At 58.0% G+C, this 25,474-nt stretch carries 25 protein-coding genes; 17 read left to right on the top strand and 8 right to left on the bottom strand.

Annotation, left to right across the window (positions count from 1 at the left end; all coding sequences use genetic code 11):
• The first annotated feature begins 3 nt into the window (after positions 1 to 3).
• From BLV61_RS29640 to BLV61_RS29630, 3 genes are all read left to right on the top strand, one after another.
• A complete protein-coding gene (locus tag BLV61_RS29640) occupies positions 4 to 1,590 on the top strand; it encodes an ABC-F family ATPase (protein ID WP_047528572.1) in 1,587 nt (528 codons plus the stop codon).
• Positions 1,591 to 1,804: 214 nt separating this feature from the next.
• Positions 1,805 to 3,001: an MFS transporter gene (locus BLV61_RS29635; RefSeq protein ID WP_047528571.1), complete on the top strand. Its 1,197-nt coding sequence runs from the start codon at positions 1,805 to 1,807 to the stop codon at positions 2,999 to 3,001.
• A gap of 162 nt (positions 3,002 to 3,163) precedes the next feature.
• Positions 3,164 to 3,592, top strand: coding sequence for a tail fiber domain-containing protein (locus BLV61_RS29630; RefSeq protein WP_090469481.1), 429 nt, complete (start codon positions 3,164 to 3,166; stop codon positions 3,590 to 3,592).
• Between the two features lie 27 nt (positions 3,593 to 3,619).
• Here BLV61_RS29630 and BLV61_RS29625 read toward each other — a convergent pair whose 3' ends face one another.
• The gene (locus tag BLV61_RS29625) at positions 3,620 to 4,657 is read right to left on the bottom strand and encodes an alpha/beta hydrolase family protein (protein WP_047528568.1); all 1,038 of its coding nucleotides are present in this window, start codon (positions 4,655 to 4,657) and stop codon (positions 3,620 to 3,622) included.
• 169 nt (positions 4,658 to 4,826) lie between these two features.
• On the bottom strand, positions 4,827 to 5,438 hold the full coding sequence (locus BLV61_RS29620) for an FMN-dependent NADH-azoreductase (RefSeq protein ID WP_047528566.1): 612 nt from the start codon (positions 5,436 to 5,438) through the stop codon (positions 4,827 to 4,829).
• 131 nt (positions 5,439 to 5,569) lie between these two features.
• Here BLV61_RS29620 and BLV61_RS29615 point away from each other — a divergent pair, with 131 nt between their 5' ends.
• Positions 5,570 to 6,478 carry a LysR substrate-binding domain-containing protein gene (locus BLV61_RS29615; RefSeq protein ID WP_090469479.1) on the top strand — a complete coding sequence of 303 codons (909 nt, stop codon included), beginning with the start codon at positions 5,570 to 5,572 and terminating at the stop codon, positions 6,476 to 6,478.
• On the top strand, positions 6,475 to 6,834 hold the full coding sequence (locus tag BLV61_RS29610) for an MmcQ/YjbR family DNA-binding protein (protein ID WP_090469476.1): 360 nt from the start codon (positions 6,475 to 6,477) through the stop codon (positions 6,832 to 6,834). Before BLV61_RS29615 ends, BLV61_RS29610 begins: the two co-directional genes overlap by 4 nt.
• Here the strand turns inward: BLV61_RS29610 and BLV61_RS29605 are convergent.
• The gene (locus tag BLV61_RS29605; RefSeq protein ID WP_090469471.1) at positions 6,831 to 7,259 is read right to left on the bottom strand and encodes a DUF1294 domain-containing protein; all 429 of its coding nucleotides are present in this window, start codon (positions 7,257 to 7,259) and stop codon (positions 6,831 to 6,833) included. The genes BLV61_RS29610 and BLV61_RS29605 overlap by 4 nt on opposite strands.
• A complete protein-coding gene (locus BLV61_RS29600; protein WP_090469468.1) occupies positions 7,256 to 8,086 on the bottom strand; it encodes an undecaprenyl-diphosphate phosphatase in 831 nt (276 codons plus the stop codon). The genes BLV61_RS29605 and BLV61_RS29600 overlap by 4 nt, the downstream gene beginning before the upstream one ends.
• A 259-nt stretch (positions 8,087 to 8,345) precedes the next feature.
• Between BLV61_RS29600 and BLV61_RS32310 the strand changes: the two genes are divergently transcribed.
• The 9 genes from BLV61_RS32310 to BLV61_RS29555 all read left to right on the top strand — a co-directional run bounded on the left by BLV61_RS32310 (position 8,346) and on the right by BLV61_RS29555 (position 16,763).
• A complete protein-coding gene (locus tag BLV61_RS32310) occupies positions 8,346 to 9,980 on the top strand; it encodes a methyl-accepting chemotaxis protein (RefSeq protein WP_047538519.1) in 1,635 nt (544 codons plus the stop codon).
• A gap of 145 nt (positions 9,981 to 10,125) precedes the next feature.
• A complete protein-coding gene (pnuC, locus tag BLV61_RS29590; protein WP_047528559.1) occupies positions 10,126 to 10,689 on the top strand; it encodes a nicotinamide riboside transporter PnuC in 564 nt (187 codons plus the stop codon).
• Entirely contained in the window at positions 10,686 to 11,210 is a 525-nt protein-coding gene (locus tag BLV61_RS29585) for an AAA family ATPase (protein WP_047528558.1), read from the top strand. Before pnuC ends, BLV61_RS29585 begins: the two co-directional genes overlap by 4 nt.
• A 330-nt stretch (positions 11,211 to 11,540) precedes the next feature.
• Positions 11,541 to 11,981: a hypothetical protein gene (locus BLV61_RS29580; RefSeq protein ID WP_090469465.1), complete on the top strand. Its 441-nt coding sequence runs from the start codon at positions 11,541 to 11,543 to the stop codon at positions 11,979 to 11,981.
• Between the two features lies 1 nt (position 11,982).
• On the top strand, positions 11,983 to 12,558 hold the full coding sequence (locus BLV61_RS29575) for an adhesin (protein ID WP_090469462.1): 576 nt from the start codon (positions 11,983 to 11,985) through the stop codon (positions 12,556 to 12,558).
• A 51-nt stretch (positions 12,559 to 12,609) separates the two neighbouring features.
• Positions 12,610 to 13,920 carry a hypothetical protein gene (locus BLV61_RS29570; protein ID WP_047528554.1) on the top strand — a complete coding sequence of 437 codons (1,311 nt, stop codon included), beginning with the start codon at positions 12,610 to 12,612 and terminating at the stop codon, positions 13,918 to 13,920.
• A gap of 62 nt (positions 13,921 to 13,982) precedes the next feature.
• Positions 13,983 to 14,663 (top strand): C39 family peptidase, encoded by a 681-nt coding sequence (locus tag BLV61_RS29565; RefSeq protein WP_047528553.1) that lies wholly within the window; start codon positions 13,983 to 13,985, stop codon positions 14,661 to 14,663.
• A gap of 33 nt (positions 14,664 to 14,696) precedes the next feature.
• The gene (locus tag BLV61_RS29560) at positions 14,697 to 15,437 is read left to right on the top strand and encodes a hypothetical protein (protein WP_047528552.1); all 741 of its coding nucleotides are present in this window, start codon (positions 14,697 to 14,699) and stop codon (positions 15,435 to 15,437) included.
• A gap of 45 nt (positions 15,438 to 15,482) precedes the next feature.
• The gene (locus tag BLV61_RS29555) at positions 15,483 to 16,763 is read left to right on the top strand and encodes a coiled-coil domain-containing protein (RefSeq protein WP_047528551.1); all 1,281 of its coding nucleotides are present in this window, start codon (positions 15,483 to 15,485) and stop codon (positions 16,761 to 16,763) included.
• Positions 16,764 to 16,857: 94 nt separating this feature from the next.
• Here the strand turns inward: BLV61_RS29555 and BLV61_RS29550 are convergent, their stop codons facing one another.
• Positions 16,858 to 18,183 (bottom strand): sigma-54 dependent transcriptional regulator, encoded by a 1,326-nt coding sequence (locus tag BLV61_RS29550; protein ID WP_047528548.1) that lies wholly within the window; start codon positions 18,181 to 18,183, stop codon positions 16,858 to 16,860.
• 345 nt (positions 18,184 to 18,528) lie between these two features.
• On the opposite strand from BLV61_RS29550, the gene BLV61_RS29545 reads away from it, so the two are divergent.
• The 3 genes from BLV61_RS29545 to nhaB all read left to right on the top strand — a co-directional run bounded on the left by BLV61_RS29545 (position 18,529) and on the right by nhaB (position 21,953).
• The gene (locus BLV61_RS29545; protein ID WP_047528546.1) at positions 18,529 to 18,795 is read left to right on the top strand and encodes a hypothetical protein; all 267 of its coding nucleotides are present in this window, start codon (positions 18,529 to 18,531) and stop codon (positions 18,793 to 18,795) included.
• 287 nt (positions 18,796 to 19,082) lie between these two features.
• Positions 19,083 to 20,372, top strand: coding sequence for an NHL repeat-containing protein (locus BLV61_RS29540; RefSeq protein WP_090469459.1), 1,290 nt, complete (start codon positions 19,083 to 19,085; stop codon positions 20,370 to 20,372).
• 78 nt (positions 20,373 to 20,450) lie between these two features.
• Positions 20,451 to 21,953 carry a sodium/proton antiporter NhaB gene (nhaB, locus tag BLV61_RS29535; protein WP_047528542.1) on the top strand — a complete coding sequence of 501 codons (1,503 nt, stop codon included), beginning with the start codon at positions 20,451 to 20,453 and terminating at the stop codon, positions 21,951 to 21,953.
• Positions 21,954 to 22,069: 116 nt separating this feature from the next.
• Here nhaB and BLV61_RS29530 read toward each other — a convergent pair whose 3' ends face one another.
• From BLV61_RS29530 to gnd, 3 genes are read right to left on the bottom strand one after another with little or no spacing between them, the layout of a single operon-like run.
• The gene (locus BLV61_RS29530) at positions 22,070 to 22,891 is read right to left on the bottom strand and encodes an HAD family hydrolase (RefSeq protein ID WP_090469457.1); all 822 of its coding nucleotides are present in this window, start codon (positions 22,889 to 22,891) and stop codon (positions 22,070 to 22,072) included.
• Positions 22,888 to 24,411, bottom strand: a complete 1,524-nt coding sequence (zwf, locus tag BLV61_RS29525; protein WP_090469454.1) for a glucose-6-phosphate dehydrogenase — start codon at positions 24,409 to 24,411, stop codon at positions 22,888 to 22,890. The genes BLV61_RS29530 and zwf overlap by 4 nt, the downstream gene beginning before the upstream one ends.
• Positions 24,408 to 25,388 (bottom strand): phosphogluconate dehydrogenase (NAD(+)-dependent, decarboxylating), encoded by a 981-nt coding sequence (gnd, locus tag BLV61_RS29520; protein ID WP_090469452.1) that lies wholly within the window; start codon positions 25,386 to 25,388, stop codon positions 24,408 to 24,410. Before gnd ends, zwf begins: the two co-directional genes overlap by 4 nt.
• Positions 25,389 to 25,474: the final 86 nt, after the last annotated feature.

Below are 25,474 nucleotides of genomic sequence, written 5' to 3'. Positions count from 1 at the left end.
TAATTGATCTCCACAGCTAACATCACCATGCAGTTCGGCGCCAAGCCGTTGTTCGAAAACGTTTCGGTTAAATTCAACGGCGGCAATCGTTATGGCTTGATCGGCGCCAACGGTTGCGGCAAGTCGACCTTCATGAAGATTCTCGGCGGTGACCTCGAGCCATCCGGCGGCCAGGTCATGCTGGAGCCGAACGTACGCCTGGGTAAATTGCGCCAGGACCAGTTCGCCTACGAAGAATTCACCGTGATCGACACCGTGATCATGGGTCATGAAGAATTGTGGAAGGTCAAGGCCGAGCGCGATCGCATCTACTCGCTGCCGGAAATGAGCGAAGAAGACGGCATGGCCGTGGCCGAGCTGGAAACCGAATTCGCTGAAATGGACGGTTACACCGCCGAATCCCGCGCCGGTGAGCTGCTGCTGGGCCTGGGGATTCCCCTGGAACAGCATTTCGGCCCGATGACCGAAGTCGCTCCAGGCTGGAAACTGCGGGTATTGCTCGCCCAGGCCCTGTTCTCCAACCCGGAAGTGCTGTTGCTCGACGAACCGACCAACCACTTGGACATCAACACCATTCGCTGGCTGGAAACCATTCTCACGGCGCGTAACAGCACCATGATCATCATTTCCCACGACCGTCACTTCCTCAACAGCGTCTGCACCCACATGGCTGACCTGGACTACGGTGAGCTGCGCCTGTTCCCGGGCAACTACGACGAGTACATGACTGCCGCGACTCAATCGCGCGAACAATTGCTGTCGGACAACGCCAAGAAGAAAGCCCAGATCGCCGAACTGCAAACGTTCGTCAGTCGCTTCTCGGCCAACGCCTCGAAAGCCAAACAGGCCACTTCCCGCGCCAAGCAGATCGACAAGATCCAGCTGGCCGAGGTCAAGCCGTCGAGCCGCGTGAGCCCGTTCATCCGCTTCGAACAGACCAAGAAGCTGCACCGTCAGGCCGTGACCATCGAGCAGATGTCCAAGGGCTTCGACGGCAAGACCCTGTTCAAGAACTTCAGCTTCACCGTAGAAGCCGGCGAGCGCGTTGCGATCATCGGGCCGAACGGTATCGGCAAGACCACCCTGCTGCGCACCTTGATGGGCGAGCTGACCCCGGACGCCGGTTCCGTGAAGTGGACCGAAAGCGCGGAACTGGGCTACTACGCCCAGGACCACGCCCACGATTTCGAAGACGACGTCAGCCTGTTCGACTGGATGGGCCAGTGGACGCAAGGTGAGCAGATCATTCGCGGCACGCTGGGCCGCATGCTGTTCTCCAACGATGAGATCCTCAAGTCGGTCAAGGTGATCTCCGGTGGTGAACAAGGTCGCATGCTGTTCGGCAAGCTGATCCTGCAAAAGCCGAACGTGCTGGTGATGGACGAACCGACCAACCACCTGGACATGGAATCCATCGAAGCACTGAACCTGGCGCTGGAGAACTACCCGGGCACGCTGATCTTCGTCAGCCACGACCGTGAGTTCGTGTCCTCCCTGGCCACCCGCATCATCGAGCTGAGCCCGAATGGCGTGACCGACTTCAGCGGCACCTATGACGACTATCTGCGTAGCCAGGGCGTGGTGCTCTAAAGGCAGCTACCAGCCTTTAGCTGCAAGCTTCAAGTGAAAAGCCCTGTCTTTTGTGACGGGGCTTTTTGCATTTCAGACCAAGGTTTCTTGTCGGTGCATAAATCATCGCGAGCAACAGCGATAATGCCATGGCAAAGGTAGTTAGCCTGCTTTCTTTTATATCAATGCCAAGCCATCATGCCGCTCTCCCACCGCCGCCCGCGAACGAGCTCTCATGTCTGCGCAGCACCAGCCACCGCAAAGCTCCATGGCGATCACCCTGCAGATCGTCTCCATTGTTTTCTATACCTTTATTGCCTTTCTCTGCATCGGCCTGCCGATTGCGGTGCTGCCCGGCTATGTCCATGAACAACTGGGGTTCAGTGCTGTTGTCGCAGGGCTGACCATCGGTTCGCAATATCTCGCAACCCTGCTCAGTCGCCCCATGGCGGGACGCATGTCCGACAGTGTCGGCACCAAGCGGGCGATCATTTACGGGTTGTCCGGGATTGTGTTGAGCGGCGTGCTGACGTGGCTGTCGACCTTGTTGCAAAGCGTTCCTTTATTAAGCTTGTTGATCCTGATCGCCGGCCGCTTGCTGCTTGGGATTGCCCAAGGCTTGATCGGAGTCGGCACCATCAGTTGGTGCATGGGCCAGGTAGGGGCCGAACACACCGCGCGTTCGATCTCCTGGAACGGCATCGCTTCTTATGGCGCGATTGCCATCGGCGCGCCACTGGGCGTGGTGATGGTCGATCAACTGGGCTTCGTCAGCCTGGGCATCGCCCTGTCTGTGCTGGCCCTGGCAGCACTGCTGCTGATTCGTAACAAGCCGTCGGTGCCAGTGATCCGGGGCGAGCGGTTGCCCTTCTGGGCGGTGTTCGGGCGCATTGCGCCGTTCGGTGCGAGCCTGAGCCTGGCCTCCATTGGCTACGGCACCCTGACCACTTTCATCACTTTGTATTACCTCAACCGTGGCTGGACCGGCGCCGCTTATTGCCTCACCGTCTTCGGCGTGTGCTTCATTCTGGCGCGCCTGCTGTTCATCTCCAGCATCAGCCGTTTCGGTGGATTCACCTCGGCCATCGCCTGCATGACCATTGAAACAGTCGGCCTGATGTTGCTGTGGTTCGCGCCTTCGACCGCCTATGCCTTGATCGGTGCCGGCCTGACCGGCTTCGGCCTGTCATTGGTGTACCCGGCGCTGGGTGTCGAAGCGATCAAGCAGGTGCCCAACTCCAGCCGTGGTGCCGGGTTGAGCGCATATGCCGTGTTTTTCGACCTGGCGCTGGCGATTGCCGGCCCCTTGATGGGGGCGGTGGCGTTGAACTTGGGTTACAAGTGGATATTCTTCGCGGCTGCGTTGTTGTCAGTTACCGGCCTTTGCCTAACGCTGCTGCTGTCACGCCAAAGTGCGCGTCAAACCCGTTGAACGCTGACACGGACAAGGCAATAGATTAAAGCATTACAGAAGGATTCCAACGCAACATTCCGCATCGATTGATGCAAAGAGCCAGCATTGTTTGAAGCGTCAACTTTCACAGATGCTTATCGCGGCTCTTATGTAACAATCGATAAATGGAGATTAATAAGTATGCGTATATTGCCTTTAAGCCTGCTCGCGCCTGCATTGCTGTTTTGCCTCCACGGCACGGCCCATGCGCAAAGCTCCACACCGCAGCAAATCTGCCATAACGGTCAATGCTGGGACATCGGCGACGATATTGGAGATGAGTGCTGCCCATTCAGTGATGAACGACTGAAAAGCAACGTTCAACGCCTACAAAATCCCATGGAAAACCTCCTGAAACTCAATGGTGTAACGTTCAACTGGAAGCAAAACGACCAAGCCGATGTCGGCCTGATTGCCCAAGATGTACAGAAAGTTTATCCCCAGTTAGTGCGCGCTGATCGAGGCCACTTGCAAGTTGATTACCAAAAACTGGTGGCACCTCTTATCGAGTCCGTACGCGAACTTAATGCAAGGGTAGTAACACTGGAAACTTCTTTAGCTGATAAGTAACTAACGATAAACAACTGCCGATCTCCGTCACTGATCGGCAGTCTGCATCCCGGCCCGCGTCGCCTTGCCCAGCGTGCGGGTGAAGAAGCGTCCGGCTTCGGAGATCATGTTGCGGTGAATGTCTTCGCGGTCAACGCCATCGGCATCAGTACACAGCGCCGGCATGATGACGATCTGCTCGTCGTTGCACGGTGCCATGAATACAAAGTGCCCTGCCCCGGCCAGCAACTTGAAGTCCGGCGCGACTGGCAGCTTGCGCGCCAACGCCACCGCGTTTTTGTCGATGGGCACCAGATTGTCGCCGTCACCGCTGTAAAGCAGCACGGGCACGTGCACATCGGCCAGCGTGTGGCGACCGAACTTCAAGCTCAGCGGCGCCATCAGCATTAGCGCGTGGACGCGTGGATCGGCCACCGGTTGCAGGTCATCGCGGTCGACGATCAATTCCCCCCGGGTGTTGCAGGCGTCACGGTCATCCGGACGCTCCTGGCAGTAACGGCGCAGGCGGTCCAGGTCCGGAGTCGCACCGGACAGAATCAATGCCGTCTCGCCTCCGGCCGAGTAACCGATTACGCCCACCTGATCAGCATTGACGAACGGCGACAGCATGCTGTCGCCCAGGGTCGCTGTGATGGCTTCGGAAATCTGAATCGGCCGCCCGTACAGATTGCTCAAGGTGCCAAGACGACTGTGATCCTTGGAGTTGTCGCCGGGGTGAATCACCGCCACCACCACAAAACCCTTGCGCGCCAGCGAGGTGGCGAGGTCATGCAGGGCCAGCGGGGTTCCGGTGTTGCCGTGGGACAGCATCAGCATGGGGAATCGGCCGATGGCGACTTTCGTGTCTTCACCCGCCTCGACGGTGTAACCCTCGAGGCGGCTGGAATGTTCCTTTTCGCTCGATGGGTAGAAGGCGATGGCACGCATCGGTTGCAAGTCCAGCGGGTCGAGAAACTTCATCTCGTGGTAGCCGACGCTCCAGTGAGGATGCGGCGCAGGGGCGGCGTGCACTGTATTCAGGCTGCTGAGCAGGCAAATCAGTAAAGTTGCACAAAGACGCACCATGGGATGCCCCACCTTGTTACCGGATTAAAGACATAAACCCTCGACTGCATAACTTGGGCCACAAAACGAAATGGACAGAAACAAAAAACTCCGTATCTGATACTTGCGCATTCAGAATACAGAGTTTTTTGAGGGTTTGCCCAACCGGCTTGAAGTCTTTATGCAAGCCTTACGCGGCGGCGAACAACTGCTCGCTGATCTGCTCGTGAGCGTCGCTCATGGCTTTGTTACGGACATCGTCACCATAGGCCAGGCCATGGGCACGCACGAATTCGATGTCAGTGATGCCGATGAAACCGAACAACACTTTCAAGTAGTCTTCGTGGGCAACGCCGGTTGCCTGGCCGGCATGCAGCCCGCCGGAAGTCGAAACGATCACCACTTTCTTGCCACCGCACAGCCCCTCGGGACCGGCTTCGGTATAGCGGAAGGTCTGACCGGCAACGGCGATGCGATCGATCCAGGCCTTCAGTTGGGTCGGAACAGTGAAGTTGTACATTGGGGCTGCAATCACCACGGCATCGGCGGCGAGGAATTCGGCCAGTGTAGAAGCGCTGAGTTCGGCTTCGTGTTGCTGTGCGGCATTGCGCAATTCAGCGGCGGTGCCGGCAGCAACCAGGGTGGTCGACGAAAAATGACTGATGGCATCGGCCGCCAGGTCGCGGTAAGTCACCACAGCGGATGGTTCGGCGACTTGCCAGGCTTTCACGACTTCACTGCTCAGCTGACGGGAAGCCGAGTTGTCGCCAAGAATGCTCGAATCGATATGCAGCAGTTTCATGTGGGATCTCCAGGTGAGGATCGCTACAAGAGCGATCTGATGGAAACAATCCTACAGATGAAACCAATAGGTGATTAGACCGCAACAATGCGATAGTTTGTCTCACTGATAGAACGATCGAGTCATCAGCCATGCAAGACCTCAATGACCTTTATTATTTCGCCAAGGTGGTGGAATCCGGCGGCTTCGCGGCGGCCGGGCGTTTGCTGGGCATTCCCAAGTCGCGGTTGTCGCGGCGTATCGCCGAACTGGAAGAACGCCTTGGCGCGCGCCTGCTGCAACGAACCACTCGCCAGCTGAAACTGACCGCCGTGGGCGAACGCTACCTGCGACACTGTCAGGCCATGCTGCTGGAAGCCGAAATGGCCGATGAAGCCGTGGCCAGCATGTCCAGCGAACCCCGGGGACGTTTGCGGGTGTCCTCCCCGGTCGGCCTGGCCCACGAGATTCTGCCGGCAGTCATCAGCAACTTTCTGGAGAAATTCCCCCAGGTGCAACTTGAGGTAGTGCTGGTCAATCGCCGCGTCGATCTGGTCACCGAAGGCGTGGATGTCGCGCTGCGCGTGCGTGAACCGGGCGATGAAGATCCACTGTTGGTGACCCGCCGCTTGCGCCAGGCACAGATGCTCCTGGTGGCCAGCCCCACATTCCTGCTGGGACGTGAGATCAACCGCCCCGAGGATTTGAAAGACCTGCCAGTGCTCGGTGCCCTCGAACCGGATCGGCTGGTGCACATCCGCCTGGTCGATCGCCAGGGCAAAAGCCACGATCTGGCAATGGAAGCGCGCCTGGGCGTCGACGACTTCATCGTACGCAAGACCTGCGCCCTCGCCGGGCAGGGGTTTACCACGCTACCGATGATGTATTGCGAGCAAGAACTGGCCAATGGTTCGCTGGTGCAGCTGTTGCCTGAATGGTCGCTGCCGGGTGGCTGGCTGCAAGCGGTCTACCCTCATCGACGCGGGGTGATGCCGGCCGTGCGCGCCTGGCTCGACCATTTGATCGAAACATTCAATGCCTGCGGGGACCGTTTGATATGAAGGCTGGACGCATGAGCGAAGTGGACGTCGCGACATTCTGCCTGGCACTGCCCGGTGCGCGGGAAGACTATAAATGGGGAGGCGTGCGAGTGTTTTCGGTTGCCGGAAACAAGATGTTCGCGCTGCAGAACCTGCGTGGCGAATCCCTGGCGTTCAAGGTCGACAAGGATTTGTTCCTCGGTCATTGCGACCGTCCGGGCATTCATCCAGCGCCTTATCTGGCTCGGGCCCAGTGGATCATCATGAACACGCCCTACCCACTGGTTGCCGAAGAGCTGCAAGGCTTGTTGCAACGCTCTCATCAACTGGTGGTGAGTAAATTGCCCAAACGAACGCAGGTCGGGTTATTGCTTTAGAACAGTGCCAACAGGTTTGCACCGAGAAACAGCATGTCGATCCAGAACACTTGGTGCAGCATCACGATGAGCCAGAACACCAGTTGAAACGAGACCTTGCGCGTCTTGTGCCGAAACACTTGTTGCGCCAGCAACGCCCCCGGCCAGCCACCCGCGAACTCCAGTGCATGCAGCACGTTTTCCGGTGTTCGCCATTGATCGACACGGGCCTTGCGCTTATCGCTCCAGTACAGCAAAAACGCCAGCAGGCTGACGATGCCGTAGGCCGCGAGGGGAATCAGCGACACCCCACGCAACCACAACGACATCGACCCGAACAATGGCAGCGCGCACAGGGTCGCGAACACCAGCAGCTTGAGGCGTAGATGCTGGATATGTCCCCCGGACTTGCCTGCGGAACGATAGCGCGCGCTGGAATCACTCATGGCTTGGCCGCGGTCCAGTCTATCCAGCCAAACTGCCACGTGGCCAGAATCAGCAGGCCGAAGGCGATGCGATACCAGGCGAACGCCGCGTAGCTGTGGCTGGCGATGAACTTGAGCAACCCGCGCACGGCAATCATCGCGAAAATGAATGCAGTCACGAAGCCAAGGGCAAATACCGGAAAATCAGCCGCCACGAACAGCTTGTGGTACTTGTAGCCCGAGTACACGGCCGCACCCACCATGGTCGGCATGGCCAGGAAGAACGAGAACTCGGTGGCGGTTTTACGCGACAGACCAAACAACAGGCCGCCGATGATCGTCGAGCCGGAACGCGAAGTACCCGGAATCATCGCCAGGCACTGGGCGAACCCGACTTTGAGTGCGTCTTTCCAAGTGATCTCGTCCACGGTATCGGCATGCACTTCATGCTGACGCTGTTCAGCCCACAGCATGATGATGCCACCCACCACCAGGGCCGTCGCCACGGTGATCGGGTTGAACAGGTAGTGGTGGATCAGGTCAGCAAAAATCACTCCCAAAACCACGGCGGGCAGGAAGGCGATCAACAGGTTCGCGGTAAAGCGTCGCGCACTGGGCTGGGTCGGCAAACCGATGACCACGTCGAAAATCTTGCGGCGGAACTCCCACACCACCGCCAGGATCGCCCCGAGTTGGATGATGATGTTGAATGCCATGGCCCGCTCGCCACCGAAGTCGAGCAAGTCGGCCACGATAATCTGGTGCCCGGTACTGGAAATGGGCAAAAACTCTGTCAGCCCTTCTACAACGCCAAGAATCAAAGCCTGAAAGGCAGTCCAAAGATCCATTAATCCCCCAAAAGGCTATGCAACGTTGCATGCCCCGTTAGTATTTTTAAAAACTTTTATCGCGATCAGCGTAGTTGAATTCGCACGCTTTCAGGCTCCACACCTGGCCATGAACGATCCGTGAAACATTTGGATTCAGGTTTTCCCGTGCGGGGCCGAAATCCTATCAGACAAGTCCGATAAGTGCTTTCGCGTTATCGGGCCTGGCCGAATGCTGGCGATCATTCATTACAAGAACAAGAAAACGGAGCACCACGTTATGAACAGCTTGCGCAATATGTCGATCAGCCGGCGCTTGTGGCTCATCCTGGTCGTGGCCGTCATGATGCTGCTGGCCTTGGGTGTCTTGATGCTCAAGCAGATTCACGATGACTTGTATGTCGCCAAGGCACAGAAAACCCAGCATGTGGTGCAAACCGCCAGTGGCATCCTCACTTACTATCACGACCTGGAAACCGCCGGCACGCTCACCCGCGAAGCCGCGCAGAAACAGGCGCTGACAGCCGTTCGCGGACTGCGTTACGACCAGAACGATTACTTCTGGATCAACGATCTGACGCCGGTGATGATCATGCACCCGGCCAACCCCAAGCTGGACGGCCAGAATCTCTCGGCGATCCGCGACCCCGACGGTGTTGCGATATTCAATGAGATGGTCACGGTGGCCAGGAGCAAGGGCGCCGGGATCATCAATTACCGCTGGCCAAAACCCGGTGCCAGCGAGCCCGTGGGAAAAACCTCCTACGTCAAACTCTTCGAGCCCTGGGGCTGGATGATCGGCTCGGGCGTGTACATCGATGACATGCAAGCCGAATTCTATGGTCAGTTCTGGAAAGCCTCGGTCATTGGCTTTGCAATCGCGCTGATCATGGCGGCACTGGTGATCCTCATCGCCCGTAGCATCGTTCGCCCGCTTCAGGAAACCGTCCACGCGATGGCCAATATCGCCAGCGGTGAAAGCGATTTGACCCGCAGCCTCGACACCCACGGCCAGGATGAAGTCACACAATTGGCCCGGCACTTCAATGCCTTTACCGCCAAATTGCGCCAGGTCATCGGTGAACTGCAGGTCTGCGCCAGTGCGCTAGGCCAATCGTCCAGCGAATTGGGCAACGACGCGACCCAGGCCCAGCAACGCAGCCAGCAACAGTCGCAGCAGATGGAACGGGTGGCCACGGCGATCAATGAAGTGACTTCCGGCGTGCAGGATGTGGCAAAGAATGCCGAACATGCCGCCAGCGAAATGCGCGATGCCGAAGCTCAGGCCCAACAAGGCCAGGTCAACATTGATGGCAGCCTGCAGCAGATCGACACGCTGTCGTGCACCATCAATCAGGCCGTGGACGTGATCCGCACCCTGGCCACCGAAAGCACACAGATCGGCAGCGTGCTGGAAGTGATCCGCTCGATTGCCGATCAGACCAACCTGCTGGCTCTCAACGCCGCCATCGAGGCAGCAAGGGCTGGCGAGCAAGGTCGGGGTTTCGCGGTGGTAGCCGACGAGGTTCGCCTTTTGGCCCAGCGGACCCAGAAGTCCACGGCGGAAATCCAGTCGATGATCGAACAACTGCAAAGTCATTCCGAGGCGGCGGTCAAGGTGATTGGCGACAGTAGCCGGGCTTCGCAGCTGACCATCGAACAGGCGGGTCTGGCCGGGACAAGTCTGAATGCCATCGGCCAGGCGTTGCGCAACCTCAACGGCCTGAATGCGTCCATCGCCAGCGCCACCCTGCAACAGGCCCATGTGGTCGAAGACATCAACCAGAACGTCACCCAAGCCGCCGGGTTGTCCCACAGCACCGCGCTGGCGGCTGAACAATCCAGCAAGGCGAGCCTGAGACTGAAGGAATTGAGCGAGCAATTGAACGGTTTGCTCAGGCAGTTCCGGGTTTAATTCGAAAAAGATCGTCCGAACACGATCCGTGCCTCTGGCAGCGCCTGCAGGGTAAACGTCACCCTGTGAGGCGCCGCCAAAGGCTGCGATCGTTTGATCTTCAGTTACAATCCGCCCCCTCTTCGACTTCCCCCAAGGAAACTCCATGTCCGGGCTTGAACTGTTTGCCGCCGCCCTCGGTGTCATTGCCGTCTGGTTGACGGTCAAACAGAACCCCTGGTGCTGGCCGATCGGTCTGGTCATGGTGCTTGTCTATAGCTGGATCTTTTTCGAGGTGAAGCTGTATTCGGACATGCTGCTGCAAGTGATTTACGCCGCATTGCAGCTCTATGGCTGGTGGCAGTGGACCCGCGCTGGCGATGCGCATCATGGACGCGAGGTCAGCCGGCTAGGCAAACATGCGGTGGCGTCGGGACTGGCCATCGGTGCGGCGGGCAGTCTGTTGCTGGGCGCCGCCATGGCGCACTGGACCGATGCCGCCCAGCCTTGGCTCGATGCTTTCCTCACCGCCTTCAGCCTCGTGGCGCAATGGTGGATGGCGCAAAAGCGCTTGCAGTGCTGGCCGCTGTGGATCGTTCTGGATTGTATTTTCGTCGGTCTGTTCCTGTACAAGGGGATGTACGTGACGGCAGCCCTGTATGGCCTGTTCACCCTGCTGGCCATTCAAGGCTGGCGCTCATGGCGCAGCGATCCGGTGCTGTGCCCATGAAGGTGCTGGTGCTGGCAGGGCCGGAATCCAGCGGCAAAAGCTGGCTTTCGAGTGAGATTCACGCCAACTTTGGCGGCATATTGGTCGATGAGTACGTCAGGCACTTCATCGAAAGCGAAGCCCGGGAAACCTGCTACGATGATATTGAATCAATAGCACATGGCCAGCTGACCTGGGAGGATGTCGCACGTGCCTCACAACCGTCGCTACTGATCCTCGATACGCATCTTTTAAGCAACATTCTTTGGAGTCGTACGTTGTTTGGCGCTTGCCCGACCTGGATCGAACAGGCACTACTGACCCGGCACTACGACATGCATTTACTGCTGAGCCCTGAAAACGTGGCCTGGCATGACGATGGACAACGGTGCCAGCCGCAACTGGCAGAACGCCAGGCGTTTTTCCAGGCCAGCCGCCAATGGCTTGAGCAGCACCACCAGCGTTATCAGGTACTTGAAGGTGATTGGCAACAGCGCAAGGACGCCGCCTTTGAGGCCGTGACACGCTTGCTCAAGGCCTGACAGGGCTACCCCGCCCTGTCACATATGTCCATTCCTGAAACACCCTCCCCCGCGCAAACCCTCGAACTAAAGCGGCCAGAGCGCTGCAGCAAGAAAATGTTAAGCCACTGATACAACCTGCCTCAAGCCACCTTGACGAGCAATGGCGCCCATCTGGACGGCGTTTTTGCGTGGCTTTGTCTCAGCGGTGATACAAATTTTTTTGACCGCCACGACAAATATTTACAACTTACTGTTTTTTAAAGAAAAACAAAAACCGGCACACCTTCTGCTCTCTTCCCCGCAGTGCTGATTAACACCAGCGCTCCACTTACAGAAGGAATTGCCGCCGTGGGGAAACTTGATAACCACATTTTTAGCCTCCTGCTGATCGGATGTGCATTGGGCTCAAGTGTTTGCCTGCCTGTACAGGCTGACAACGGCATCATCATTATCAAACGTGATGTCCAGGTGCGAAACGCGGTCACTCCGGCGTTAGCTCCCGATCCTAACCCCACGACCGCCAATGCCAACCCGTCGAAACAGATCCTCAATCAGACGAGCGAATTGAGCGACGGTGACTTTGCCAGCGTCGCCAGTGGAGCAGGCATTTCACGCCTGGTCGCCCAAGGCACCAATAACCTGGGCGGCAATATCACTAACCAGACACAACTTTCCAACCTACCCGCCGGGCGTTCGGGAAATTCGGGCAACAACAGCATCGCCAACATGGTCAATTCAAACGTCCAGCAAGGCCTGGGCGCTTTGAGAATCATAACGGGAGACCGTTGAGATGAATCGCACGCTGCTGATTATCGCCATGCTCTGCAGTAGTACATCGGTCTTTGCCCAACCTCCGGTCATCAACAACGCCGAAATCGATAATTCAGGCGCGCAGTACCAAGGCAACTTCTCCGTCAACCAGGCGGCTGGCGATCTACAGCAACAGGCCAACGCCCGAGCCATCGCCATTGGCCATGGAGCCAGCGCGACGGTACAGATTCGCCAACGGTTGCGCGGCCAGGTCGACCCCGCCATGGATGCGCACTCGAGCATCCAGGGTAACTCCTTCAGTAACGGCAACGGCGTACTGGGCGTGAACCAGAGTTCGGGCGCCAATACCCAGCAAGCCAACGCAGTGCGTATCAGCATCAGTGCTCAGCCGCAAAGCATCGACGACAGCGTCCTCATGCAACAGAACGTGACGCTGCTCAACAACTCCGATCCAACTGAGTCTGCACCAGGCTATCGCCAGGTCGCTACCAGCGACCAGGCCTTCACCGGTAGCCGCGGGGTAATTCAGTTGAATCAGAGCGCAGGGGTGGGAAACCGAATGGCCAACACCTTTAGCGTACGGGTCGCGGATTGACCCAAACAGGTAGTTTCAACACTTAACCTAAAATAAGTACGGAGAATCACCATGAAACCTTCGATGGCATTAAAGCCTCTGGTTTTCGCAATTGCTGCGGTCATGGCTGTTGCTGTACAAGCTAACGATCGCCGTAATGACCACCAAAACGGCAATCACACTCCTCCACCAACCGTAATCCCTGTTAATGCAACTGCCAATGCGACCGATAGCCAGACCAGTACCGGTAACCGCATCTATAACGAAGGGACTCAAAACTCAGCCGAGATGAGCAGTTCCGGCTCTGGCGCCAGCGGCAATGTCGGCGTCAACGTGGCGGCAGGCAGCGGCAACCAACAAGACAACGCGGCCGCCATCGCAAACGCCAGCTCCACCTCCAGTCTGGATAACAGCTTCGTGTTCGGCACTGCCAATGCCAACTCTAAAGTCACGCAATACGGCAATAACAATCGGGTCGACAACTACTCCACCACATCGTCTGCGGTGATGAGCGGCTCGGGGAATGGTGGCAGCGGCAATATGGGGATCAACATTGCTGGTGGCGACCTGAACCAACAGAAAAACACCATGGCAATTGCCAACTCCAATGCACCGCTCGGCAGCGCGATGGCCACTGCCTCGGCCGATCAAAGCAGTCCTGGCCTGACTGTGAACAACGGTGCCGATCGGACTACCCGCCTGGATACACTGACGTTTACCAAAACGTCTAGCGGCAGTTCCAATTACAACAAAAACTCCAACTTGAGCGTAGACAAGAGCGCTTCCAGCAACTGGGCCGCGAGCGGTTCCAACAGCTTCGATGCAAGCGGATCGAAAAGCTTTGATGCCAGCGGATCCAGAAGCGCGAATTCCAATGCTTCCAGCAGCGCTTCTTTCGATGCTTCTCTGAACGCTAACCTGGACGCGTCGGCAACTGCTAACAGATCGGTCACCTGGAACAATGGTGGCGCCGATCACACCCGCAGCAGGTCTGCTGATGCATCGCTGACCGCATCGCTTGATGCATCGGCCAGTGGTTCTCTCAATACGTCGAACAGCAACTCGTCCGACTCTTCCTACACAAAATCGCACGACTCCTCGTTCACAAAATCGTATGACTCCTCGTACGACAAATCAGGCGAGAAATCGTCTGCGTCTTCTAAAGACGTAACGAAGAGCTACAGCGAAAGCAGTTCATTTGATTTGAGCAACACCTACTCCTATCAAGTGCTGACTCCAACCGGCTGGGCAAACCCTGTGACCAACACCGCAACCCTGAGTGGTTCGGTGAATGGCGGCAGCGGCAACCTGGGTGTCAACGTGGCTGCTGGTGTGGGCAACCAACAAAGCAACTCGCTGGCCATCTCCAACCAGTCGTTCTAATGCTGTCTCTGGAGGCCCCCTTACGGGGGCCTTTTTTCAATATGACCAGAGGGCATCCCCCCATGCGCATTATCGCCTTGGCATTTTTGCTTTGCGTGACCAGTGTGATCGAGGCTGCACAAATGCCGCTGTCCGTCCTGCCGGGCGGTGCGGTGGTATTCAAGCCGATCCAGAGCATCCGCGAGCGTAAATTTGCCGACCTGGTGCAACAGAAAACCGACTTCAGTTGCGGCGCAGCAGCGCTGGCGACCATTTTGCGCCAAGCCTATTGGCTGGACGTCACAGAAGACCAGATCATCGAAGGCATGCTGGCACACTCCGACCAGGATCTTGTCCGCGTTCAGGGCTTCTCCATGCTCGACATGAAGCACTACGTGGAAAGCATCGGCATGCGCGCCCGTGGCTACCGGGTGGCGCCGGAAACCTTGAGTGAAATCAAAATCCCGGTGGTGGTACTCATGGATATCCGTGGCTACAAACATTTTGTAGTCATGCAAAGGGTCCATGAGGGCTGGGTCTATATCGGAGATCCGGTACTCGGTCATAAACGCTACAAAGTCGACGACTTTGTCAAAGGCTGGAACGGCATCATCTTTGCCGTCATCGGTCAGGGCTACGACAAAACCAATGTGTTGCTCGACCCGCCGTTGCCACTGAGCGCCAAGAATCGCATCAACACCTTCAACCCGGTGCAAGACGCCGAGTTGATGGATTTCGGATTCATCCAAAGCGACTTTTTCTAATAACAAGGGAGCACGAAGCTCCGGGAGTATCCAATGAAGACTCCAATCTGGCTGGCGGTGGCTTGCCTCGCCGCCAGCCTGCCAACCCATGCAGAGACTTTCAAACCCATCGAACTGAATGACCAGGAATTGGCGAGCCTGCGCGGCCGCTTTGTCATGCCCGGACGCATCATCAGCTTCGGCATCGCCATGACCAGCACCTGGCAAAATGCCAACGGTGAAGTGATCGGGGCAACGTCCTCGATGCAGATTCAACAATCCACCATCCAGCCACAGTTCTACGTGTCGAAGATCGATGAAAAAGGCACTGGAACGTCGCAATCACAAGGCACCGGCACCGTCACTGGCGGCAACGGCCTCAACAGCACCGGAGGAGTCACACAAGTCGTGCGTGCTGCCGGTGACTACAACACGGCCTACAACAACGTTGATATCAACGTGACCAAGGCCAATCAGGCACCAGCCACACAACAGCAGGGCCAGGCATTGGCCGCTGGCTCGACATTAACCGGCGCCAACGGTGCGGGTTCGATGAGCGTTTCCTCGACCGGTAGTGGCATACAACTCAACATTCTGGCCAACAACAACCAGGGCAGTACGGTACAACGCCTGGCCCAGGGCGGGCTGCTGCAGAACACGACGCTGCTCGGCGCCGGCAACCAGGTCCGCAACATCACATCGCTCAATGTCGTGCTGCGTGACACCGTTCCGACAGCCGGCTCTCTGAGCGGCAATCTGGACCAGCTCAGAGGGCTACGCACCAGCGGATTCTGATCTACGCTCAGTGTCACCAGACGTGTCAGAAGGGACGGCTCACCCATGCATCGATCTTTAACGTTCAGGGCTATCGTTTGTTTGAGTAGCCTGGCCCCGGCTTCATTGCTGTACGCAGCACCGGACCCCCAGGTCGAAGCACTAAAACAAGAACTCATGGAGCTGAAACAACGTTACGAAGCACAACAGAACGCGCTGATGGTACTCGAGCAGCGCGTTCGCCAGGTCGAAGAAACCCCGGCAACACCGGCGCCCAAGCGCCTGACCAAATCCCCCGCGGAAAAGATCAAGGGTGGCCAGACAGTGGCCACCTCTGGGTCGGGAGCCACGGGCAGTTCATACGGTCAGTCGCTCAAGGATGACTCGGAGCCTGCGCAAAGCGTTTCCAACCTGTATGACGAAGCCAGCGGCTTCTTCGGAGGCGGCAAGTTCAGCGTCGAAACCGGCCTGACCTACACGCACTACGATACCCGCGCGTTAACGCTCAACGGCTTCCTGGCACTGGACTCGATTTTTCTCGGCAACATCAACATCGACCGCATCAAGGCGGATAACTGGACCCTGGACCTGACCGCGCGTTACAACGTGGCTCAACGCTGGCAGTTCGACATCAACGTTCCCGTGGTTTATCGCGAATCGACGTATTCCTCCGGTGGCGCCGGTGGCGCAGGCCCGGTGACGTCGGATGCATCCGTCACCCGCGACCCGACCATCGGCGATATCAACGTTGGCGTTGCCTACAAGTTTCTCGATGAGTCGGAGAACTATCCCGACGCGGTCGCCACACTGCGCATCAAAGCACCAACGGGTGAAGACCCTTACGGCATCAAGCTGATCGAGGACCCGAACAACAATAACCTGGCGGTACCCGAAAGCTTGCCGACCGGCAACGGGGTCTGGTCGATCACCCCGGGCATCTCGCTGGTCAAGACCTTCGACCCTGCCGTGCTGTTCGGCAGCCTGGCGTATACCTACAACATGGAAGACTCGTTCAGCGACATAAGTCCCCAAGTCAACTCCAAGGTGCCAGGAGACGTGAAACTCGGCGATTCCTGGCAGATCGGTGCCGGCATCGCATTCGCCTTGAACGAGAAGATGAGTATGTCGTTCTCGTTCACCGATCAGTTCGCCCGCAAGAGCAAGATCAAGCCGGACGGGGGTGAGTGGCAATCCATCACCAACAGCGATTACAACTCGGCCAACTTCAACATCGGCATGACCCTGGCAGCAAGCAATAACCTGACGATCGTCCCGCAACTGTCCATCGGGATGACCGATGACGCGCCCGACTTTTCCTTCAGCCTGAAATTCCCTTACTACTTCTAATGCTGCGACAACAAAAAGCCCGCTGTTTCAGCGGGCTTTTTCGTGGGTCCTACGCGCTATTGGAGCATTGACCTGCAGCCATACACCCCGCTACTCAACGTATCTGATGCTTGTGCAGCAAACGGTAGAAGGTCGGCCTGGATATCCCTAATACCTTGGCGGCGATGCTCAAGTTATCGCTATGACGGTTAAGCACATCACACAACGCCTGACGTTCTGCCCGGTGTTTGTAGTCTTCCAGCGTGCCCATCGGCGCGGAAACAGTTTGATGGCTGATCAGCCCCAAATCTCGCGCTTCGATCTGCCGGCCTTCGGCCAGAACCAACCCGCGCCGTACCCGGTTGGCCAGTTCGCGAACATTGCCCGGCCAGTCATGCTTGCCCATGGCTATCAACGCATCCTCACTGAAGCTGCGCGGACGGCGGCCGGTTTCATGACTGTAGAAATGGGAAAAGTGGTTGGCCAACATCGACAAATCGCCATTGCGCTCACGCAGGGGCGCGGTCGAGACCTGCAAGACGTTCAGGCGATAATACAGATCTTCGCGAAAGCGCTTCTTCTCGATCGCAGCCTCAAGATCGACGTGGGTCGCGGCCAACACCCGCACATCCACGGGAATCGGCTGACTGCCACCCACCCGCTCGATGTGCTTCTCCTGGAGGAAGCGCAACAGGTTCGCCTGCAGTTCAAGAGGCAGGTCACCGATTTCGTCGAGGAACAGCGTACCGCCATTAGCCGCTTCTATTCGCCCGACCTTGCGTTGATGGGCGCCAGTAAAGGCCCCCTTCTCGTGACCGAACAGTTCGGACTGGATCAGGTGCTCGGGAATCGCGCCACAATTGATCGCGACAAAGGGTTTGTTGTGGCGCAACGATTGCCGATGCAGCGTGCGGGCGACCAACTCTTTACCTGTCCCGCTTTCGCCGCGAATCAACACTGGAGACTCCGTAGGCGCCAGTTTGCTCAGGAGCTTGCGCAACTCGCGTATTGGCTTGCTGTCACCGAGCAACTCGTGCTCGGGCTGATCGATATGCACCGTGCCCTGGCCGCGAAGACGGGCCATGCCGAAAGCCCTGCCCAGCGTCACCTGGACTCTGGAGACATCAAAGGGCAAGGTATGGAAATCGAAAAACCACTCGCAGACGAAATCCCCGACATTCTGCAGTCGAAGCACTTCCTGGTTGAGCACGGCGATCCACTCGGTGCCGCTGCGGCTGATCACCTCTTTGACGGCGTCCGGGTGCTCGAGATGCCAAGGCTGCAAACGCAACAAGCCAACGTCACACGTTCGGTCGGTGGCGTTTTCCAGCGTGCAGCTGTCAACGTCCCAACCCACGGAGCGTAATCCGGGCAACAGCTGATGGCAGTCGTCGCACGGATCCACCACAAGTAAACGTCTTAAGGCAGGCGCATCGCTCATGACTGTTCCTTGGCGCCAAAGTCAGGAAAAATTATTAAAAACAGTCATTTGGCAAACCTGACTGTAACATTAGCAAGAATTTGACAGGGCCTTGTATCGTTTGACTATAGAGCGGTCCTGGTATTAGTTATAAGAAGAGACTTCGATAAAAATACCTGACGAGCCCAGGTTTTCATTCAGCGTTCAAAATGAATCGGGCCAACCGGGTATATGAAAGAAAGTTGAAATTTCTTTTGATTGCATGTGACCCGAACCACCCTTGCGGGCATCAGTACAAGTAACCAGCCGAAGGGTCAGCCCAACCGTCGGCCTATCACTTGATTGGGCATACCGAGGGAACATCCAATGAACGCCCCGCTCCGTATCAACGAAGCTCTTCTGATTGCCGACCGCGCATTCCAGCCTTTCCAGTGCGTGGCCTGGGCGCCACAGGACGGCAACGGTGAACTCAGCCTGACCGTTATCGATCGCACCAAAAACAGTATAGGCCGCAAGCTGATCCCGAGCAGCGCCTACACCGACCCGGCACAACTTGAACGCCTGCTCGAACAGGCTCGTGCCGAGTTGAGCCACGAAGGTTACACGCTCCAGTCGTGGTCGATGCCGCATTGATATTTTTTTGCGGATTACTCCGGGGTAATCCGCGCCCTTCCCCCGTCGTTAACAGGTTGGCTGATCATTGCCAGCTGAACTTATGACATGCCTTTATTCGAACTTCCCGTGTGCCTTTAAACATTGCAGGCTTGCCACTGGTTCGAAAAGACACTGTTCTGGCACACAGCGACCCTCCACCTGTTAGTTGTGACAGTTGTGCATTCAACCATTCAGGTTTTGAATATTCTCCTTATACAGTCGCCACCCAATTCCCGGATCAGGACGACTCGCAAGGAGATGCGTGCATGTCAAGCCAGTCCGTTGTGGCTTCGCCCTCAACACTCAGTCATGCAGGGCAACTGGATCCTGCATTCGCCACCCAAGGCAAATCCCAGGTCTATTTCGCCGGCAGTCTTTCAAGCATCGCCCATGACGTCGCAATAGATTCCCAGGACCGCCTGTTGGTGGCGGCCAAGGTAGGCACCCCGGGCGGCAGTCGCTTCGGTCTGGCTCGCCTGCTGGAGGATGGCTCGGCGGATCTCGCCTTTGGCAATCAAGGCAGTGTCATCGGACAGTTCCAACAAGGTTTCGAAGCCATGGCTACCAGGGTTCGCGTGCTCCCCGATGAGCGCATTCTGGTCGTCGGCCTGCACTACGAAAATACGCACTTCACCCTCCCCGCACTGGCATTGTTTGACCCACAGGGCTGTCCCGTTCAGGACTTCGGTGACAATGGTCGCTGCATCGTGCGTCTGCCAGGCAATCTCTCCCATGGTATGCGTGATGCCTGGCTTCCACCCGGTGTACCGGGCGCCGAAGCCTGCGATGTGGACGTTCAAGCGGACGGTCGGATCCTGCTGATGGCCAACCATCACTTCGAACGGGCCGATCATGCCGGCCTGCTCATTCGGCTGAACCCCGACGGATCGCTGGACAGCACATTCAATGGCCGCGGGTTCGTGATCGTCAGGCACTTGCTGATGAACACGTGGCTCAGCAGCCTGAAGATTCAGTGTGACGGGCGAATCCTTGTGGGCGGGTCGATCAACCTCCCCGGAGAAGGATTGCTGGCCCGTTATCGCGCGGACGGCAGTCTCGACACCCATTTTGCCGTGGACGGTTTCATGAGTTTCGAGGCGCGGGGGCATAGCGCTCAGGTCAACCGGATCGTCCAGCAAGACAATGGCGACGTGCAGTGTTTCGGCAGCAGTCGTGAGCCGATGCGCTGCTTGGCCTTGAAAGTCCACATCAATGGCCGCCCGGACAGTCACTGCAACGGCGGGCAGCCGCAATTGCTGGAAATCGCCAATAACGGTTGCCAATGGACCGCCGCACAGGCGCAACCGGACGGCAGTGTGGTGGTAGCCGGCGCAACCATTGGTGGCGTCGAGGCCGACTTTCTGCTGGGTCGATACTCGCCTGACGGCCAGCTCGATCCAGACTTTGGCGATGGCAACGGTTGGGTTCGCACCCGTCTCGGTCGCAGCCTGGACACCGCCACCTCGGTGGCCGTGCAGCGTGATGGAAACATTGTCGTGGGCGGTTATTCCCTGGACGGCCACTATCGGGCGATCGTCGCCCGTTACCTGGCTTAGCCCACTGGATTTTTCCTACACTTGATCTTCCCTTCCGCTTACGGCAAGTTGCGCGCTTCTTAATACAAGGAGCAGCCAATGTCCGGCTCGATGGCCCAGGCGTTCGCGCGTAATTTTCTGGGCAACTCACCCCGCTGGTACAAGGTTTGTATTGTCGGTTTCCTGATTCTCAATGCCCTGGTGCTGTGGACAGCAGGTCCGGTGGCAGCCGGCTGGTTGCTGGTGCTGGAATTCATATTCACCCTGGCCATGGCGCTCAAGTGTTATCCACTCATGCCTGGCGGCTTGCTGCTCGTCGAAGCGTTGTTGCTGAAAATGACCACGCCACAGGCGCTCTATGACGAGCTGGTTCACAACTTTCCGGTGATCCTGCTGCTGATGTTCATGGTGGCCGGCATCTACTTCATGAAAGACCTGCTGTTGTTCCTGTTCTCGCGGTTGCTGCTTGGGGTCCGCTCCAAGGCGCTGCTGTCGTTGATGTTTTGCTTTTTGTCGGCGTTCCTGTCGGCCTTTCTCGACGCCCTGACCGTGACAGCCGTCATCATCAGTGCTGCCGTCGGTTTTTACTCGGTGTACCACCGGGTGGCCTCGGGCACCGATCCCCGCCAGGATGGCGAGTACGGCGATGATCGGCACCTGCCTTCCCTTCATCATGGCGATCTCGACCAGTTTCGTGCGTTTCTGCGCAGCCTGTTGATGCACGGTGCCGTCGGTACGGCGCTGGGTGGCGTGTGCACGCTGGTGGGTGAACCGCAGAACCTGCTGATCGGCCATGAAATGGGTTGGCATTTTTCCGAGTTCTTCCTGAAAGTCGCTCCGGTTTCACTCCCTGTCCTGGTCGCGGGTCTGGTCACCTGCGTCCTGCTGGAAAAATTGCGCTGGTTCGGCTACGGCACCTTGCTGCCGGACAACGTCCGCGCCGTGCTGGCCAATTACGCCGCCGAAGACAATGCCGAACGCACCTCGCAACAGCGTGCAGCCCTCATCGTACAGGGCGCGGCCGCACTGATCCTGATTGCCGGCCTGGCCTTTCATGTGGCGGAAGTGGGCTTGATCGGTTTGATGGTGATCGTGCTGATCACAGCGTTCACCGGCATCACCGATGAACACCGTCTCGGTAACGCGTTTAAGGATGCGATGCCATTCACCGCGCTACTGGTGGTGTTTTTCGCCGTGGTGGCAGTGATTCACGATCAACAACTGTTCACGCCATTGATCCAATGGGTGCTGGCGCTGCCTGCCGATCAACAACCGGGCATGCTGTTCATCGCTAACGGGTTGCTCTCGGCGATCAGTGACAACGTGTTCGTGGCGACCATCTACATCACCGAAGTGAAACAGGCGTTCCTTTCCGGGCACATGAGCCGTGAGCATTTCGAGACCCTGGCCATCGCGATCAACACGGGCACCAACTTGCCGAGCGTGGCGACACCCAATGGTCAGGCTGCGTTTCTGTTTCTGCTGACGTCGGCGATTGCGCCGCTGGTTCGCCTGTCGTATGGACGGATGGTGTGGATGGCCTTGCCATACACCATGGTGATGGGCGTCCTGGGTTGGTACGCGGTGAGCTACTGGCTGTAAACAGCGCCCCGATAACGTGGGAGCGAGCCTGTTCGCGAAGCGGCGACATCAGCCAATATTGACGCTGAAGGACATACCGCCGTCTCGAGCAGGCGCCCACGATGGGGTGTGCGTGGTTATCGAGGGAGGATATACCGCTCAATCGCCAGAGCCGCACCGTCCTCGGTATTGGCGCCCGTCACCACATCGGCCTGGCGTCTGACTTCTTCCTCGGCCTGCCCCATGGCGATCGACAGACCGGCGCGATGGAACATGGCCGGATCATTACCGCCATCGCCCATGGCCGCCGTCTGTTGCAGCGGTACACCGAGAAACCCGGCCAATGTCGCGAGGGCGTCACCCTTGTTGGCACGCATCGCGGTCACGTCCAGATACACCGGCTGCGAACGTGAAACCTGAGCCTGCCCTTCCACCAGCGGTAACAACCGCGCCTCCAGCTCAACCAGCAACTCGGCGTTGCTGCTGGCGGCGACGATCTTGTCGATGCGAGCAAGAAACGGCTCGAAACTATCGACGCTCACCGGTGGGTATCCCAACCCGTACTGCTCTCGCGGCACCATGGGGCCGCTTGGATCTTTCACCAGCCAGTCGCCACCACTGAACACCCACACCTCGATATCCGGCTGATCGGCAAACAATGCCAGGGCGATCAGCGCCGCCGTGGCAGGCAAGTAATGCGCGACCAGCAAACTGCCATCCGGATTGACGATCGTGCCGCCATTGAAGGCCGCCGTCGGCAAGTCGACGCCCAAGGCCTCAATCGCCTGCAACATGGCTTTGGGGGGCCGGCCGGTGGCGAGACTGAACAGCACCCCGGCCTCACGCAACGCGCGTACCGCGTCGATGGTGCGCTGACTGAGGCTGTGATCGGGCAGCAGCAACGTGCCGTCCATGTCACTGAGCAAGAACCGGATGGGGTGTTGCGCTACCTCACTCATCCGAGACCATGCCAGACGCGACCGTCGCGAGCCAGCAACTCTTCGGCGGCCTGCGGCCCGTTTTCACCCGCGGCATAGCTCTGTACCGCTGAATCCTGCTGCCAGGCGTCAAGGAACGGTTGTACGGCCCGCCAGCCGTTCTCGATATTGTCGGCGCGCTGGAACAGCGTCTGATCGCCAGTCAGGCAGTCATAGATCAAGGTTTCGTAGCCGGTGGACGGCTGCATTTCAAAGAAATCCTTGTAGGCGAAGCCCAGTTCTATGTTTTCCATCTTCAGTGCCTGGCCAGGCCGCTTGGCCAGCAGATCGAACCACATGCCTTCATTGGGCTGAATCTGGATCCGCAGATAGGTCGGTGCAAGCTCTTCGACCTCGGTATCACGGAACTGCGCATAGGGCGCAGGCTTGAAGCAGATGACGATTTCGGTGTCGCGCACGCTCATGCGCTTGCCGGTGCGCAGGTAAAACGGCACGCCGACCCAGCGCCAATTGTCGATCATGACCTTCAGGGCCACATAGGTTTCGGTGTTGCTGTCCGGCGCGACCTTATCTTCCTGGCGATACCCCGGCAGTGGTTTGCCGTCGATTTCGCCGGCGGTGTATTGACCGCGTACCGAATTGATCCGCGCGTCTTCGACCGACCAGGGGCGGATCGCGCCGACCACCTTGGCTTTCTCGCCACGAACCGCATCGGCGCCAAAGGCCGCCGGAGGCTCCATGGCCACCATCGCCAGCAACTGGAACAGGTGATTGGGCACCATGTCCCGCAGAGCGCCGGTGTGCTCATAAAAACTGCCACGGGTTTCCACGCCGACGGTTTCAGCGGCAGTGATCTGCACGTGGTCGATGTAATGGTTGTTCCAAAAGGCTTCGAACAGGCTGTTGGAAAACCGGCTGACCAGAATGTTCTGCACGGTTTCCTTGCCCAGATAGTGATCGATCCGGTAGATCTGCTTTTCCGTCATGACCTTGAGCAGGCATGCATTCAAGGCTTCGGCGGTTTGCAGATCGGAACCGAAAGGCTTTTCGATCACCACCCGCCTGAAGGATTCCGGGCTTTCCTCCAGCAAGCCGGACGCGCCGAGACGACGCGCCACCTCACTGAAAAAACGTGGCGCGGTGGCCAGGTAGAACACCGCATTGCCGGTGCCGCTGGCGGCGATTTTTGCCCCCAGCGCTTGATAAGTGCTGTCGTCCAGGAAATCGCCCTGGACGTAGCTGATGCCCTTGGCGAGTTTGGCCCACACCTGCGGGTCAAGGGCCTGATCGCCCTTGCCGACTTTGGTGGCCGCCTCGTTGCGAATGAAGTCTTCGAGTTTTTGCGCGAAGCCTTCATCGCTGATGGCGTTGTGGTCAACGCCGATGATCCGCAGTCCATCCCCGAGTAACCCGTCGCGCATGAGGTTATACAGCGCCGGCATCAGCAGGCGCTTGACCAGGTCGCCATGGGCGCCGAACAGAAACAGCGTGGTCGGTGGCGCGGGTTCCGTCTTGGATTTTCTGCGGATCACATGGGTCATTTTTTAGGTGTCTCCACATGACCGCCAAAGCCGAAGCGCTGGGCCGAGAGAATTTTGTCGCCAAAGGTGCCCTGGCCACGGGAACGGTAGCGCGAGAACAGCGAATTCGACAGTACTGGAACCGGTACCGCTTGCTCCATGGCCGCTTCGATGGTCCAGCGACCTTCACCGCTGTCCGCTACCGAGCCGGAGTAGCCATCGAGTTTCGGGTCGCTGGCCAGAGCGTCGGCGGTCAGGTCGAGCAGCCAGGACGACACCACGCTGCCACGACGCCAGACTTCGGCAATGTCGGCGACGTTCAAGTCGAAACGCTGGTCTTCCGGCAGGTTGGTGCTGGCCTTGGTCTTGAGAATGTCGAAACCTTCGGCGAAGGCCTGCATCATTCCGTACTCGATACCGTTGTGAATCATCTTGACGAAATGCCCGGCACCCGCCGGACCGGCATGGATGTAGCCGTGCTCGGCACGGTTATCATCGGATTGGCGGTCTCTGGTGCGCGGAATGTCGCCCATGCCCGGTGCCAGGCTTCGGAACAGCGGATCGAGGCGCTCAACGGTCTCGGCATCGCCACCGATCATCATGCAGTAGCCGCGCTCCAGGCCCCAGACGCCGCCGGAAGTGCCGACATCGATGTAATGCAGGCCTTTTTCCGAGAGGGTTTTCGCGCGACGGATATCGTCCTTATAGAAGGTGTTGCCGCCGTCGATGATGGTATCGCCGGCTTCGAGCAGGCTGCTCAGGGTGTCGATGGTGTCTTCGGTCGGCGCGCCTGCCGGCAGCATGACCCAGACCGCTCGTGGTTTGGCCAGGCCAGCGACCAGGGCTGGCAAATCGGCAACCCCGGTGGCGCCCTCTTCGCTCAACGCGTCGACGAAGGCGGTATTGCGGTCGTACACAACGGTGGTGTGCCCGTTGAGCATCAGGCGCCGCGCAATATTCCCGCCCATGCGGCCCAGTCCAATAATCCCGAGTTGCATGTGCTGATGCTCCCTACTACAAATAAAAGTGTGTCAAAGGTTATAGCCCAACGCGACTAATGAAGCTTAGTCCAGAGCGTCGGGAT

The organism is Pseudomonas mohnii (genome assembly GCF_900105115.1).
GTDB lineage: Bacteria > Pseudomonadota > Gammaproteobacteria > Pseudomonadales > Pseudomonadaceae > Aquipseudomonas > Aquipseudomonas mohnii.
Note: the sequence above shows the minus strand (reverse complement) of the source record. Positions and strands in the feature narration are given on the sequence as shown.